Genomic DNA, 14830 nt, shown 5'->3' with positions numbered 1-14830 from the left:
ACAGCCCCTCTTCCCCCTCACCGCCCTACGCCGGCCGTCGTCGCGTAGGCGTTCCCGGAAGGCCTCCTGATGCCCCCGCTCTTCGATACCTCCGCGCTGCGCGGCACCACCGTCCGGCGCCGCGCCGACGTCCAACCCACCCGCATCGAACGGTCCACCACCCTCGGAGCCCGCCTGCGGCGCTCCGCTCTGGTTGCTACCGCCCGCCTGGTCGCCCTGACGGTGTGGGCAGCGGCGATGGCCGTGTGGTTCTTGGCCTACGTCCCCCTCGTCGGCGCCGCCGTCGCCGTCGTGCTGGCGCTGTGGAACGTCGAGAGCCGGATGGCCGGCTTCGCGCTGGCCGCGGTCCTCGTGGCGGGCGGGGCCGGTTGGCGGTGGATGTGGCCGGACTCGTTCGACCGGTACGTCGAGTCCCGCGCTGACCGGTTCGCCCGCCGCATCCGCTACCGCTTCACCTGGTCGGACCTGCTCGCCTCCTGTGGGCTCGCCGCCCGCGACGCCCACCACACCGTCCGCGTCCCGCGGCTGTGGTGGGTCCAGCTCGGCCGCTACGCCGACGTCCTGCACGTCCAGCTCTGCCCCGGCGTGACCGCCGACGACATCGCCGAACGCACTGATGCGCTGCGCTCGGAGTTCCGCGCCCTGGAGGTCCGCGTCCTGCCTCACCCAACGCGGCGGGGATGGTGTCTGCTGCGGGTGATCGCCGCCGACACCCTGCTCGACGGCGTCGCCCCACCCCGCACCCCCGACGACGTCGACCTCACCGCCCTGGAGCTCGGACAACGCGAAGACGGCGGCCCGTGGCTGCTGCAACTGCTCGGCCGCCACCTGCTCATCGCGGGTGCGACGGGGGCGGGGAAGTCGACCGTGGTGGCCGCCTTGTTCACCCAGCTCGCCCCGGCCATCGCCGCGGGGTCGGTGCGGGTGATCGGGATCGACCCCAAGGGCGGCATGGAGTTCGGGCTCTACCCCGGCCTGTTCTGGCACCTCGCCTGCGAAACGGACGCCGAGATGGTCGAGGCCCTCGAACTGGCCGCCGACCTCGTCCAAGCCCGCGCCAAGGAACTCCGCGGCGTCGCCCGACAGCATGTCCCGACGATCGCTGAGCCGTTCTACCTCGTGGTGGTCGACGAGATCGCCTCGCTGACCGCCTACCTCGGGGACCGGCAGCTCCGCGACCGCGCCAAACTTGCCCTGGGCCGACTGCTGACCAAGGGGCGCGCCCCCGGTGTCTCTGTTGTCGGGTGCGTACAGGACCCCCGCAAGGAGGTCCTGGAACTGCGGAACCTGTTCACCACCCGCATCGCCCTCAGGCTGTCCGAGAAGACCGAAGTCGGGATGGTCCTCGGCGACGGGGCCCGCGACCGCGGCGCCACCGCGGATCGCATCCCGCTGACCGCGCCGGGGATCGGCTACGTCATCGAGGACGGCGCCCCGACCGTCACCAAGGTCCGGGCCGGATTCGTCGACGACGACCAACTCGCCTGGCTCGCGGAGACCTACCCCACCCCCTCACGACTCGTGCCCGACGTCATCGACGGCGAAATCCTCGACGACCAGCCAGCCGACCAACCGCAGGACGCCCCAGCGCCTCGGCCGCGCAGCAAGGCCCGCCGATGACCGCCCCCGAGACGGTCCCGGAGCCAGGGCCGGTGCCGGTCGGGAAGATCGCCGCCCCACTCGCCCGGGAACTCGCCGTCGCGCACGCCGAAGAAGTCGGCGCCTGCACCCGGCCCCTCGCGGTCCGGCGCATCGACACCACCACCGGGCAGGCCACCGTGGTCCCGATCCCGTGCGGAGCCACCCGGGCGGCGGTGTGCGGGCCCTGCGCGGGTCGGGCCCGGCGGTTGCGGATGCACCAAGCCCGCGAAGGCTGGCACCTCACCGAAGAACCCACCATCACCACCGCCGAACCCACCATGCGGCAACGCGCCCTGCTCGGCCAACGCGCCGACCTCGAGGACGAGCACGCCGCCGCGCTCGAGGCGGGCGACACCGACCGCGCCCACGACCTCGAGCACGCCATCGACCAAGCCGACGCCCTGCTCCGCGCCGAAGGCATCCGCGGCACCCTCACCGCCCCACGCACATCGGGCGAAGACGGTGAGGAGGCGGCGAAGCGGCGGACCCGCAGCACCCGGCGGCGTCAGGACGCCCCCGACCTCCCGCGGCACAAGGTCCGGGCCCAGACCACCGGGAGGGTGTTCGAGGCTCCGAACGGGCGGACCTACCGGCCGTCCACCTTCGTCACCCTCACGCTGCCCTCCTACGGGCCGGTCCGCTCTGACGGCGCTCCGCGCGACCCCGATCGGTACGACTACCGCCGCGCGGCCCGGGACGCGCTGCACTTCGGCAAACTGGTCGACCGGTTCTGGCAGAACCTGCGCCGCGCCGCCGGGTGGAACGTGCAGTACTTCGCCGCAGTCGAACCCCAACGCCGCGGAGCACCACATCTCCACGCCGCCATTCGCGGCACTCTGCCCCGCAAGTTGATCCGCGAGGTCGCCGCCGCCACCTACCACCAGGTCTGGTGGCCCCCCGCCGACCAGCCGATCTACACGGTGGAGAACCCGCCGGTCTGGGACGAGACCCGCGACGTCCCCTGCTACGTCGACCCCGACACCGGTGCCCGGCTCCCGATCTGGGAGCAGGCCCTCGACGCGCACACCAGCGGCGACGACGCCGTCCCCGCCCATGTGCTCGGGTTCGGCCCGCAGGTCGACATCCAAGGCGTCCTCGGCGAGACCGGCGAAGCCGACCGGGCCCTCGGGTACCTGACGAAGTACCTGACCAAGGGCGTCGCCGAGTGCCACACCCCTGACACCCCTGCCGCTCAGCTGCACATGGACCGGCTTGTCGAGGCCCTCCGGCACGAGCCGTGTTCCGAGAGCTGCGCGAACTGGCTGCTCTACGGGATCACGCCGAAGGGTGCCACGGCTGGGCTCGCCCCGGGCATGTGCAAGGCCAAGGCCCACAAGGCCGAACACCTGGGCTACGGCGGCCGCCGCTGCCTGGTCTCTCGCCGCTGGTCCGGCAAGACCCTCACCGAACACCGCGGCGAACGACGTACTCACGTCCTGCGCGTCCTCGGTGCCGTCGGCGCCAAGCCCGAACACGACACCGACGACGCGGACCCTGAGCGCTACACCTGGCAGCTCATCGGGCCCCGTGACCCCGACCAACCCGACCGCCTGGAGCTGCTACTGCGCTCCATCGCCCAACGCCGCCGATGGCGCCAGCAATACGACCAGGCCAAGGACGACGTCAGCTCGGCAACTCACGAGCAGGGGGCGGCGGCATGACGACCACACCGACGGAGGGTCTCTGGTCGGTCGACGACGTCTCGGCGTACCTCGGCATCCCGGTCAAGACGCTCTACCAGTGGAAGTGGCGCGGCGAGGGTCCTCCCGTCCGGAAGATCGGTCGTCACCTCCGGTACGCGCCTGATCAGGTCCGGGCATGGGCGACGCAGCCGGAAGCGGCGTGATCACCCATGGGCCACGTACAAGACCGCTGGTTCCGCACCGTGCGGGACGAGTTCACCGGCGAGACACGGCGGGAGCGCACCGACCTGCACGGCACCGGGCTTCGCTACAAGGTGCGCTACGTCGACCCCGAGGGCCGCGAGCGGTCCAAGTCGTTCCCCGATCGACGCAAGAAGGCCGCGGAGGACTTCCTCGGGGAGATGGAGTCCGGTGTCCGCGCGGGGACCTACCTCGACCCCAACGCCGGCAAGATGCCGTTCCGCGAGTACGCCGAGAGCTGGGTCAAGGGCCAGTCCAGCGACGCGTCCTCCCGCCAGTCGATCGAGAGCCGACTGCGAAGCCAGCTCTACCCGTTCTTCGACCGGCGACCGGTCGATGCGATCGGGCCGGCCCGCGTGCGCGACTGGCTCGCGAGGCTGGAGGAGCAACGGCTCGACGGGACGTATCGGGCGGTGCTCTTCGACACGCTCTCCTCGATCATGAACGCCGCCGTCGAGGACAAGCTCATTCGTGACAATCCTTGTCAGGCACGGAGCATCAAGAAGCCCCGGAGATCCAGCCGTCGCGTCGTGCCGTGGTCGGTGGAACGAGTCCGCGCCGTGCGGGAAGGGCTGGCCGAGCGGTGGCGTCTCGCGGTCGACGTCGGGGCCGGGCTCGGCCTGCGTCAGGGCGAGGTACTCGGACTGTCACCTGATGACCTCGACACCACAGAAGCGGTGGTCCACGTCGTTCGGCAACTGCGGATCATCCGCGGGCAGCTGGTCTTCGCCCCACCCAAGGGCGGCAAGTCCCGGACCGTCCCACTGCCCGACGAGGTCCGCGGCGCCGTGGCCGCGCATCGTCGGTCGTTCCCCTCGGTGCGCGTCCGGCTGCCGTGGCTGGAGCCGGGAGGGCGCACCGTCGAGGTCGAGCTGCTGCTGTCCAACGAGCGGGGCGCGCCCCACTCGGGCGATCACTTCAACAAGGTGAAGTGGCGTGGGGCGTTCCGGACCGCCGGGCTCGCCTACGAACCGCGGACCGACGGCATGCACGCCCTGCGGCACTTCTACGCCTCGACGCTCCTGGCCGGCGGCGTCTCCATCAAGGAGGTCGCCGAGTACCTCGGCCACACCGACCCCGGCTTCACGCTCCGGACCTACACCCACCTCGTGCCGTCGAGCCACGCTCGCGCCCGCCAGGCCGTGGACGCCGTGCTCAGGGCGGGCGTTGATACCTCCGACGGCCTGAGGACGGCCTGATCATGAGCACGCTGACGACGACCGCACGCCAGGGACTACGTCCGGCCTGGACACACAACGGCGCCGGCCACGAGAGCAGCCCTCGTGACCGGCGCCGATGCGGCTGGGGAGCGTCAGGCGATGTGGCGCCCGGAGATGGAGCGGGCGATGACGAGCTGCTGGATCTGTTCGGTGCCCTCGAAGATGTCGTAGATCTTCGAGTCGCGGTGCATGCGCTCGACCGGGTGCTCGCGGGAGTAGCCCGCGCCGCCGAGGACCTGGATGGCCCGCTCGGTGGCCCAGACCGCGACGCGGCCGGCCTTGAGCTTGGACATGGAGCCCTCGCCCGCCTCGAACGGCACGCCGTTGCGGCCCATCCACGCCGCGCGCCACACGAGCAGGCGGGCGGCGTCGATCTCGGTCTTCATGTCGGCGAGGGTGAACGCGATCGACTGGTTGTCGATGATCGGGCGACCGAACGTCTGCCGGCCCTTCGCGTACTCCAGCGCGTACTCGTAGGCCGCGCGGGCGATGCCGATGGCCTGCGACCCCACCGTCGGGCGGGAGAGCTCGAAGGTCTGCATCGCGGCCGAGCCCTTGGACTTCTGCCCCTCACGGGCCTTGGCGAGGCGCTCGTCGAGCTTGTCCTTGCCGCCGAGCAGGCAGGAGCCGGGCACGACGACGTCGTCGAGGAAGACGTCGGCCGTGTGCGAGGCGCGCAGCCCCATCTTCTTGATCTTGCGGGTCGACTCCAGGCCCGGCGTGTTCGGCGGGATGATGAAGCCGGCCTGGCCGCGGGTGCCCAGCGTCGGGTCGACGACGGCCTGGACGACGTGGATGTTCGCGATCCCGCCGTTCGTGGCCCACGCCTTGGCGCCGGAGATCGTCCACTGGTCCTTGGCCTCGTCGTACACGGCCTTGGTCCGCATCGCGCCGACGTCGGAGCCCGACTCCGGCTCCGAGGAGCAGAAGGCGGCGACCTTGACGTCGTCGACGTCGCCGTAGCACTGCGGGATCCACTCGACCATCTGCTCGGGCGTGCCCGAGGAGAAGATGCCGGCGACGGCCAGGGTGGTGCCGAAGATCGCCATGCCGATGCCGCCGTCGCCCCAGAAGAGCTCCTCGTTGACGATCGGCAGGCTCAGGCCGGTCTCGTCACCCCAGAACGACGCGAGCGTCTCGAAGTTGTAGAGCTCGATCTTCGCGGCCTCCTGCAGGACGGGCCACGGGGTGGCCTCGCGCTCGTCCCACTCCTCGGCCGCCGGGCGGATGACGTCGGCGGCGAAGCCGTGCGCCCAGTCCCTGAGGTCGGTGTGCTCCTCGGACAGTTCCATCGAGAAAGTCATGGTGCGCCTTACGCCGAGGGGATGGTGAACATCTTCTGTAGGGCGGTGGCGAAGCCGACGTCGCCCGAGACCTTGAGCTTGCGGGTCATGAACAGCGTGATCGGGTTCGCGTTGTTCGTGACGACCTTGAGGAACTCCGTGCCGTTCATGAACAGCTCGGTCCGGGGCTCCTCGTCGAGGCTGGTGGAGACCGTGCAGGTGCCGTGCTGCATCGCGGTCTGGTAGTCGTCGCTGCCGCCGCCCGGAGCGCCGGTGACGTGCCAGTGCACGACCTGCCGCTTCGAGCTCGCCCCCTTCGACGAGTAGAACTCGCTCATCCGGCCGAAGATCGCGTCGATCACCGGGCGGCGGGCGTCGGAGGCCATGATCGCCTCGAGCTGCGCCTTGCTCGCGCCCTTCACCAGGCGCGCGAAGATCGACGCGTCCACGGTCTTCGCACCCTCGGGCTCGGCGAGCGCGTCGCGCAGCGTCGCCACGAGGTCCTCGGAGGACAGCTTCTTGAGGTCGACGCTGCGACCCAGCTCGTTGACGTCGATCTTCTCGGCCACGATCTCCACTCCGACGTGAGGTTCCAGGTACCAGCGGTCCCGCTGACGCTCGCTACTTTACGCGGTAGTAGATACGATGCAAGGGTGACCTCCTCGACGCGCCGACGCCTCGCCCCCGAGGTGCGCCGCCGCCAGGTGCTGGACGCGGCGATCGCGGTGTTCTCCGAGGAGGGCCTGCACGGCGCGTCGATGGACGCGATCGCGGCGCGGGCCGGCGTGTCGAAGCCGCTGGTCTACGCCCACGGCGGCACGAAGGACGAACTCTTCGCCGCATGCCTGGCCCGCGAGGCCGAGCGGCTCGTCTCCACGCTGACCGCGGCCGCCCTTCCCGACGGAGGCTCCCGCGACTCGGGCGCCGACGCCCGGCTCCGGCGGTCGTTCCGGGCGTTCTTCGGCGCCGTCACCACGCACCGCCAGGGTTGGACCGTGCTCTACCGGCAGGCGTCGAGCGGGGAGTTCGCCGGCCCGGTCGACGCGGCACGGCGCGGCATCGTGCGCCGCGCGGCGGAGCTGCTCGCGGCGGAACTGGGCGGTTCGGCCGAGGCCGCGGAGCCGGTCGCGCACATCCTGGTCGGCGCCGCCGAGGGGCTGACCGACTGGTGGCTCGGCGGGAACCACCCGACCCACGGCCGCGAGCCCGCCGACCTGCTCGCCGACATGCTGATGGCCGTCGTCTGGCCGGGGTTGGACGCCCTGCGCGGGTCGTAGCTCCGTGGCAGGAAAGCGTCGTTGCTGTCATCCAGTGGCAGGTCCGCCGCATCGTCGGAGCGGGCTCGACGACGCCGTGTCCCGACGATGGCGCTCTGCTGCCGTTGGACGCGAGCAGAGCGCCATCGTCGGTTCGCTCTCTCTACGTCCGTCTAGCGTGACCGCGAGAGAGCCGGATACGGCCCGATCTGTCGTCGATCGAGGCGTCTACGCCCGTCTAGCGTGGGAGCGAGAGAGCCGGATACGCCACGATCCGCCGCACGACGCTCGTGAGGTGCACACCGGGCAGGTCCGCGGGCTCCCGCGCCTGCCTGATGTGCACCTCGTCGTGAGGGCGCGCCGGACCTCAGCGACGGGTCAACCGCCCGAGGACCCGCGTGACGGGATTCCGTGACGCGCCGTCGCCCAGGACACCCGTGGCACCGTCGGCGATGAGGGACGCCACCGTCTCGGCCGCGTCGGCCCGGTTCGCGCCGATGCCGCCGGAGGCACCACGCTTGATCCAGCCGACGACGTAGGTGCCCGGACGGTCCTGCACCCGCCCCTGCACGTGCGGCACCGTTCCCGACGACGGGTCGAACGGCAGCCCCGGCACGGGACGACCGCGGTGGCCGATCGCCCGGACCACCACGCCCGCCTCCACGACGTCCCCGCCCACCAGCCGCACGCCGGTCACGTGGTCGGTGCCCACGATGTCCTCGAGAGCGGCGTGGAACCGCAGCACCACCCGCCGTCGGGAAGGCTCCCCCGCCTCCGAGAGGAGCGGGACGTCGCGCAGCAGGCTCGCCGTCCCTGCGGTGTCGGCCCCTGCGATCTCGTCCGCCACGCGGGGGTCGTGGTCGTCGACGACCACCTCGAGGTCGTCGCGGCGCAGCAGCCCGAGCAGCTCGCCCCGGGTCCAGGCCGCGTCGCGCGGGCCGCGTCGGCCGAGCACCACGACCTCGCGCACCGCACTCCCGCGCAGCGCGGCCAGCGCCCCCGGGGCCACCCCCGAGAGCGCGGACGGGTCGGCCGCGAGGACGCGTGCGATGTCGAGGGAGACGTTGCCGGTGCCGACGACCACCACGCGCGGCCCGGACAGGTCGACCGCGTCCGCCGGGATCTCGGGGTGGCCGTTGTACCAACCGACCACGGTCGTGGACGCGAGGTTGCCCCGCAGGTCCTCGCCCGGGATGCCGAGGTCGCGCGACTCCGCGGCGCCGACGGCGTAGATCACGGCGTCGTAGCGCCGTGCGAGCTCGTCGGCCGTGACGTCGCGCCCGACCTCGACGCCGAGCCGCAGCTTCACCCGGTGGTGGGCGTGGTAGCGGGCGAAGTGCTCGCCGACCTTCTTCGTGGACGCGTGGTCGGGCGCGACGCCGAAGCGCACGAGGCCACCCGGCTCGGTGAGCCGGTCGATGATCGTGACGTGCGCGGTGGTGTGCAGGAGCAGGTCCTCCACCGCGTACATCGCGGCCGGCCCGCTGCCGACCACCGCGACGTCGAGCCGCGGGAAGTCCGCCGGCAGCACGCGGTCGAAGCGCACCGGGTCCCAGGCGTGGAACAGTGGGGACCCGGCGAGCGCCGTCGGGACGTCGCGGCCGGCGTAGTACCCGGCGTTGACCTCGGCGTAGTCCCGCAGCGGGCCGACGAGCTCCTCCACCGGGAACACCGCGTCGACCGGGCAGACCTCGGCACACGCCCCGCAGTCGATGCAGGCCCGCGGGTCGACGAAGAGCATGTCGGTCGACCCGAAGTCCGGCTCACCCGGCGCGGGGTGGATGCAGTTGACCGGGCAGGCCGAGACGCACGAGGCGTCGACGCAGCACGACTGCGTGATCGCGAACGCCACGACGGCCTCTCAGAGGATGTGCGCGGCGCGGTAGATCGCCCGCGCCGGACGCGTCAGCAGGCCGACCGAACCGAGGAACTCCATCAGCTCCGCGCAGCTCGAGCGCAGCATCGCCCGGTGGTGCTGGTTCGCCCGCGCCTCGCGCAGCGCCCGCTCCGGGTCCAGCCCGGCGTTCGCGTAGACCTGCTTGTTCCACATGCTCGTGACGATGAAGAACGCCGCGAAGGCGACGAGCAGCGCCTGCACCCGACGACGGACCGGGCCGACGCCCTCGAGCCGCTCCCGGGTCTCCTCGCGGGCGAAGCGCATGTGCCGCGCCTCCTCGACCACGTGGATGTTGTTGATGGTGCGCGCGAACGGGGCGACGCGGTCGTCGCGCATCCAGTCGCGCTGCATGACGTCGAGGACCTCCTCGGCGACCAGGATCGACGCGTAGGCCGCCTCGCCGCTGGCGACCGCCTTGAACACGCGGCCGCCCTCGACGACGTGGCGGGCCGGGCGGTAGGCGGGCGCGCCCAGCTTCTCCGCCCCGCGGGCGAACATGATCGAGTGGCGGCACTCGTCGGCGATCTCGGTCAGCGCCCACTGGAACGCCGGGTCCGTGGGGTCCTTCGCGTAGAAGTCCCGGATGACCATCTGCTGCAGGATCATCTCGAACCAGATGCCCGTGCTGGCGACCGACGCCGCCTCCTGCCGGGTCAGCGCGGCGCGCTGGGACTCGCTCAGCTCGTCCCAGTACGACGTCCCGTAGAGCGTGCTCCACTCCGGGCTGCAGCCGTGGTGGGCCGGGTCGAGCGGGGTCTCCCAGTCCACCTCGGCGAGGGGGTCGTAGGAGAGCTCGCCGGCGGAGCGGAGCAACCGCTCCGCGACGTCGTCGCGTCGGTCCGTTCCCTGGCCCTGCTCGACGGTGGTCATGGTCCGCTCACCTTTTCGTACCGGCGGTCACTGTTACCTGCGGTTACCCGTACCAAAGGTAACCGATACACCGTGTCTGCACACCACCGCCTGTCTCCGCCGTCACACCGCGACACGCCGATCGCCGTTTCTCGTGACGTATCGGACCTGATCTAGAGAGCGCCATACGCTGCGATCGTGGATCCGGTGCGCAACCCGTTCGCCCCCGGCGCCGGGCAGCGCCCGCCCGAGCTCGCGGGGCGCGACCGTGAGCTAACCGCGTTCGACGTGGTCCTCGAGCGCGTGGCGCGCGGCCGACCCGAGCGCAGCCTCGTGCTGACCGGTCTGCGCGGGGTCGGCAAGACGGTGCTGCTCGGCGAGCTGCGCTCGATGGCCGTCCGCGCCGGCTGGGGCGCGGGCAAGATCGAGGCCCGGCCGGACGCCGACCTGCGTCGCCCGCTCTCGGCCGCCCTGCACCGCGCGGTCCGCGACCTCGCCGTCCGCCACCGCGCGCCCGACCGGGTCGAGGAGACCCTCGGCGTCCTGAAGGCCTTCGCGCTCAAGGCCACGCCGTCGGACGCCAAGCTCAAGGACCGCTGGCAGCCCGGGATCGACGCGCCCGTCCTGTCCGGTCGCGCCGACTCCGGCGACATCGAGATCGACCTCGTCGAGCTGTTCGGCGTGGTGGCCGAGCTGGCCGCGGACGTCGGCGTCGGGGTGGCCCTGCTCATCGACGAGATGCAGGACCTCCAGCTCGACGACGTGTCGGCCCTGTGCGCCGCGTGCCACGAGCTCTCGCAGTCCGGGGCGCCGCTCGTCGTCGTGGGCGCGGGCCTGCCGCACCTGCCGGCCGTGCTCTCGGCGTCGAAGTCCTACTCCGAGCGGCTCTTCCGCTACGTGCGCATCGGGCAGCTGGACCGGGCCGACGCCGACTTCGCCCTCACCGCGCCCGCCAAGCGCGAGGACGCCGAGCTCACGCCGGCCGCGCTCGAGCTGCTCTACGAGGTCTCCGGCGGCTACCCCTACTTCGTGCAGGCCTACGGCAAGGCCGCCTGGGACGCCGCGGTGCAGAGCCCGATCGACGCCGACGACGTCCGCATGGCGGCTCCGGACGCGGGCGCCGAGCTCGCGGTCGGCTTCTTCGGCTCGCGCTACGAGCGCGCCACCCCGGCCGAGCGCGAGTACCTGCAGGGCATGGCCGAGCTCGCCGAGGGCCGCGACGAGGCGGTGCAGACCGCCAAGCTCGCCGCCCACCTGGGCAAACGGGCCTCCTCGCTCTCCCCGGCCCGCGACAGCCTGCTGCGCAAGGGACTCGTCTTCTCGGCCGAGCGCGGCTGGATCGCCTTCACGGTCCCGCACTTCGGCCGCTTCCTCCTGGGCCGCGACTAGTCCCAACGGGTGAAGCTGTCCGGGGCGGTAACGAACGAGGGGGCCCGGACGACACCCATCACGAGCCCCGTGGCGCTGCCGGACCCCCGACCTGGCAGGGCCGCGGGGCTGCTTCATGTCCGGGCCCGGGTCCGTTGCTCGTGCGAGCGCCGCCCACCGCCCGACCGGTACCGACCTCCCCGTACGATTCGCGCGTGTCGGACTCCCGGCTGGAAATCCAGATGCTGCACGACCGTGTGCTGGTGTCCCCCTCGGCCGCCGAGGGTGAGCGCCGCAGCACCGGGGGCATCGTCATCCCCGCGACGGCGTCGGTGTCGAAGCGGTTGAGCTGGGGGGACGTGTACGGGACCGGGAACCACGTGCGGACCGTCAAGGTCGGCGACCGGGTCCTGTACGGGCCGGACGACCACGCCGAGGTGGAGGTCGACGGCCGATCGTTCGTCGTGATGCGAGAACGCGACGTGCACGCGGTGGCCAGCGAGAACATCGAGCCGACCAGCGGGACGGGGCTCTACCTGTGACGACACCGGATCAACCGGACTCCCCCGGCGACACCCGCCTCGACCCGCCCGGCGGTGACGGGAGCGGTCCCGACGCCGAGGCGACGCGGGCGATGTCGGCCGAGCCGGCTCCGAGCTACGACCCGGACGCCGAGGCGACGGTCCAGATCCCGCCGGTGGCCGGTCCGCCGCAGGACGACGTCGACGACGGCGGCTCGAGCGGTTCCCGGCGCAGGCTCCTCGTCGCGGGCGCGGCGGTCGTGGGTCTGCTCGCGGCCCTCTACGTCGGCGACCTCCTGCTGTCGGCCACGAACGTCCCGCGCGGCGTCACCGTCGCCGGCGTGGAGATCGGCGGGATGAACCGCCTCGCCGCGCAGGAGACGCTGGGCCGCGAGCTCGGTCCGCGGGTCTCCCGTCCCGTCACCCTGGTCGCCGGCAGCGGACCCGACGCGCGCACGACGACGATCGACCCGCGCACCGCGGGGCTCGACCTCGACGTCGCCGCCACCATCGACGAGGCGGGCGAGCAGCCGCTGAACCCGTTCACCCGCCTGTCGTCGCTGTTCGCCGACCGGGAGATCGCCCCGATCAGCAAGGGCAACCCCGTCGCCATCGGCCAGGCCGTGGACGCGGCCCGCCCGCAGCTCGACCGGCCGTCGACCGAGGGCACCATCCGCTTCGAGGGCGACCGGCCGATCCCGGTGCCCTCGGTGCCCGGCGCCGTCGTCGACAGCCGCCTCGCGCCCGACGTCGTGTTCGCGCACTGGCTCGACGCCGCGCCCGTCGCCCTGCCCGTCACCGAGCAGCCCGTGACCGTCACCCAGGACGGCCTCGACACCGCGATGCGCGAGGTGGCCACGCCCGCCGTCGCCGGCCCGGCCTACGTCATCGGCGACGGGAAGAACGCCACCCTGTCGCCCGAGGAGATCGGGACGTTCCTCAGGTTCGATCCGGACGGGTCGGGTGGGCTGACGCCGCGGGTCGACGTCCCGGCCGCCGAGAAGGTCGCCGGCCGCGACCTGGCCTCGACCGAGGCGGAGCCGAAGGACGCCACGTTCGCGTTCGAGGGCGCCGCGGCCACCGTCGTGCCCGCCGTCACCGGCCGCGCCATCGACTACCCGAAGACCTTCGAGGGCCTCGTCGAGGCGCTCGGACGCGAGGCCGACCCCGCCCCGCCGACCACCTTCACCCCGCCGCCCGTGCCCCCGGGCGCGACGCCGGCCGCCCCGCCGCCCGCGAACGGCCGCGCGGTGAACGCCGTGTACACCACCACCCCGCCGAAGGTCACCACCGAGGCGCTGCAGGCCCTCGGCCCCGCCACCGTGATCGGCGAGTTCCAGTCGGGCGGGTTCGCCGCCGACTCCGGACAGAACATCAAGCGGGTCGCCGAGATCGTCAACGGCGCGACCATCAAGCCGGGCGAGACGTTCAGCCTCAACGGCTTCACCGGCCCCCGCGACGCGGGCCAGGGCTTCGTCGAGGCGGGCATCATCGACGACGGGGTGCCCGGGCGCGGCATCGGCGGCGGCATCTCCCAGTTCGCGACGACGCTGTACAACGCCTCCTACTTCGCCGGCCTCCAGCAGGTGGAGCACAAGGAGCACAGCTACTACATCAGCCGCTACCCCGCGGGCCGCGAGGCGACCGTCTTCGAGGGCGCCATCGACCTCAAGTTCCGCAACGACGGGGACACCCCGGTGCTCATCCGCACGCAGTGGACCCCGGCGTCGATCAAGGTCCAGATCTACGGTCAGAAGCGCTACGACGTGACGTCGCAGACCGGCCCGCGCACCAACCCCGTGGCGCCCGGCACCCGCGACCTCTCGGACAACCCGAGGTGCAAGCCGTCCAAGGGGGTCGGCGGCTTCACCATCACCGACACCCGGGTCCTCAAGGACGTCCGCACGGGCGAGACGAAGTCCGAGCCGCGCACCGTCCGCTACAACCCGGAGCCCGAGATCACCTGCAACAACCGGTGACCGACGACGACGGCCGGGGGAACGGGGCCGAGCGCGCCGCCCGCGAGGTCCGCGGCGCGCTCGAGGGTCTCGGACGCAGCGGTGAGGGCGAGGCGCCCGCCCGCGGCGTGGAACTCCTCGGGCGCGTCGGGCTGGCCGCCTACGGCCTGGTCCACCTGCTCGTCGGCGGGATCGCCGTGCGGATCGCGCTGTCCGGTGGAGGTCAGGCCGATCAGCAGGGCGCGCTGAGCACGATCGCGGCCGAGCCGTTCGGCGTCGTCGTGATCGTGGTGATCGTCCTCGGGCTGGTCGCCTTCGGGATCTGGCAGGGACTGGCCGCGGTCGCCGGGTTCCGGTGGGCGAGCGGGTGGGACCGCACCCAGAAGCGCATCGGCAGCGGTGCCCGCGCCCTGGCCGTCCTCGGGGTGGCGCTGCTCGGGATACGGCTGCTGGTCACCGGGTCGTCCGGGTCCTCCACGGGCGGCTCGCAGCAGGCGACGGCGGGTGTCCTCGCCCTGCCGGGTGGACGCATCCTCGTGGGGTTGGCGGCGGTGGTCGTGCTGGTCGCCGCCGGGGCGACCGCGTGGACCGGGGTGCGGCGCGACTTCCTGGAGGAGCTCGACCGGTCCCGACTACCGTCCTGGGCCCGACGCCCGACGGTCTGGCTGGGCGTGGCGGGCCACGTGCTGCGGGCGGTCGCGTTCCTCGTGACGGGCGTGCTCGTCGCCACCGCCGCGTTCACCGCCGACCCGCGCCGGGCCGGCGGTCTCGACGCCGCCCTCAAGACCCTCGCCGGCCAGCCCTTCGGGGTGTTCCTGCTGCTCGCCGTCGCCCTGGGATTCCTCGCGTTCGGCCTGTACCTGTTCGCGGAGGCGCGGGCGCGCCGGGTGTAGGTGCTTCGCTCGTGAGCACTAATCCGTGCCCTGACGCGGATTAGTGCACACGAGGCCGAAG

The 14830-nt window shown here is 72.4% G+C and carries 13 protein-coding genes; 9 read left to right on the top strand and 4 right to left on the bottom strand.

The features are described from left to right. Positions 1 to 69: 69 nt before the first annotated feature. The 4 genes from QSK00_RS23100 to QSK00_RS23085 are packed head-to-tail and all read left to right on the top strand — an operon-like array spanning position 70 to position 4723. On the top strand, positions 70 to 1620 hold the full coding sequence (locus QSK00_RS23100) for an FtsK/SpoIIIE domain-containing protein (protein WP_285594528.1): 1551 nt from the start codon (positions 70 to 72) through the stop codon (positions 1618 to 1620). After that, the gene (locus QSK00_RS23095) at positions 1617 to 3302 is read left to right on the top strand and encodes a replication initiator (RefSeq protein WP_285594526.1); all 1686 of its coding nucleotides are present in this window, start codon (positions 1617 to 1619) and stop codon (positions 3300 to 3302) included. Before QSK00_RS23100 ends, QSK00_RS23095 begins: the two co-directional genes overlap by 4 nt. Continuing rightward, complete coding sequence (locus tag QSK00_RS23090) at positions 3299 to 3487, top strand: helix-turn-helix domain-containing protein (protein WP_169186893.1); 189 nt, start codon at positions 3299 to 3301, stop codon at positions 3485 to 3487. Before QSK00_RS23095 ends, QSK00_RS23090 begins: the two co-directional genes overlap by 4 nt. Positions 3488 to 3493: 6 nt before the next feature. Continuing rightward, the gene (locus tag QSK00_RS23085; protein ID WP_285594524.1) at positions 3494 to 4723 is read left to right on the top strand and encodes a tyrosine-type recombinase/integrase; all 1230 of its coding nucleotides are present in this window, start codon (positions 3494 to 3496) and stop codon (positions 4721 to 4723) included. A gap of 113 nt (positions 4724 to 4836) precedes the next feature. On the opposite strand, the gene QSK00_RS23080 is transcribed toward QSK00_RS23085, so the two are convergent. Continuing rightward, entirely contained in the window at positions 4837 to 6036 is a 1200-nt protein-coding gene (locus QSK00_RS23080; protein ID WP_285594522.1) for an acyl-CoA dehydrogenase family protein, read from the bottom strand. 20 nt (positions 6037 to 6056) lie between these two features. Beyond that, positions 6057 to 6596 carry an SCP2 sterol-binding domain-containing protein gene (locus tag QSK00_RS23075; RefSeq protein WP_285594520.1) on the bottom strand — a complete coding sequence of 180 codons (540 nt, stop codon included), beginning with the start codon at positions 6594 to 6596 and terminating at the stop codon, positions 6057 to 6059. Between the two features lie 84 nt (positions 6597 to 6680). On the opposite strand from QSK00_RS23075, the gene QSK00_RS23070 reads away from it, so the two are divergent. Continuing rightward, positions 6681 to 7304, top strand: coding sequence for a TetR/AcrR family transcriptional regulator (locus QSK00_RS23070; protein WP_285594518.1), 624 nt, complete (start codon positions 6681 to 6683; stop codon positions 7302 to 7304). 346 nt (positions 7305 to 7650) lie between these two features. Here QSK00_RS23070 and QSK00_RS23065 read toward each other — a convergent pair whose 3' ends face one another. Together QSK00_RS23065 and QSK00_RS23060 are read right to left on the bottom strand one after the other, a co-directional pair. Continuing rightward, positions 7651 to 9135: an FAD-dependent oxidoreductase gene (locus QSK00_RS23065; protein WP_285594516.1), complete on the bottom strand. Its 1485-nt coding sequence runs from the start codon at positions 9133 to 9135 to the stop codon at positions 7651 to 7653. Positions 9136 to 9144: 9 nt separating this feature from the next. After that, on the bottom strand, positions 9145 to 10050 hold the full coding sequence (locus QSK00_RS23060; protein WP_285594514.1) for an AurF N-oxygenase family protein: 906 nt from the start codon (positions 10048 to 10050) through the stop codon (positions 9145 to 9147). A gap of 177 nt (positions 10051 to 10227) precedes the next feature. Between QSK00_RS23060 and QSK00_RS23055 the strand changes: the two genes are divergently transcribed. The 4 genes from QSK00_RS23055 (at position 10228) to QSK00_RS23040 (ending at position 14769) form a co-directional block, all read left to right on the top strand. Beyond that, complete coding sequence (locus QSK00_RS23055) at positions 10228 to 11418, top strand: ATP-binding protein (RefSeq protein ID WP_285594512.1); 1191 nt, start codon at positions 10228 to 10230, stop codon at positions 11416 to 11418. A gap of 221 nt (positions 11419 to 11639) precedes the next feature. Beyond that, positions 11640 to 11939, top strand: a complete 300-nt coding sequence (locus QSK00_RS23050) for a GroES family chaperonin (RefSeq protein WP_018330414.1) — start codon at positions 11640 to 11642, stop codon at positions 11937 to 11939. After that, positions 11936 to 13897, top strand: a complete 1962-nt coding sequence (locus QSK00_RS23045; RefSeq protein WP_285594509.1) for a VanW family protein — start codon at positions 11936 to 11938, stop codon at positions 13895 to 13897. Before QSK00_RS23050 ends, QSK00_RS23045 begins: the two co-directional genes overlap by 4 nt. Continuing rightward, complete coding sequence (locus QSK00_RS23040) at positions 13894 to 14769, top strand: DUF1206 domain-containing protein (RefSeq protein ID WP_285594508.1); 876 nt, start codon at positions 13894 to 13896, stop codon at positions 14767 to 14769. Before QSK00_RS23045 ends, QSK00_RS23040 begins: the two co-directional genes overlap by 4 nt. Positions 14770 to 14830 lie beyond the last annotated feature (61 nt).

The organism is Actinomycetospora sp. NBRC 106378, assembly GCF_030269685.1.
Classification (GTDB): Bacteria; Actinomycetota; Actinomycetes; order Mycobacteriales; family Pseudonocardiaceae; genus Actinomycetospora.
This window is presented reverse-complemented; position numbering and strand designations above follow the sequence as displayed.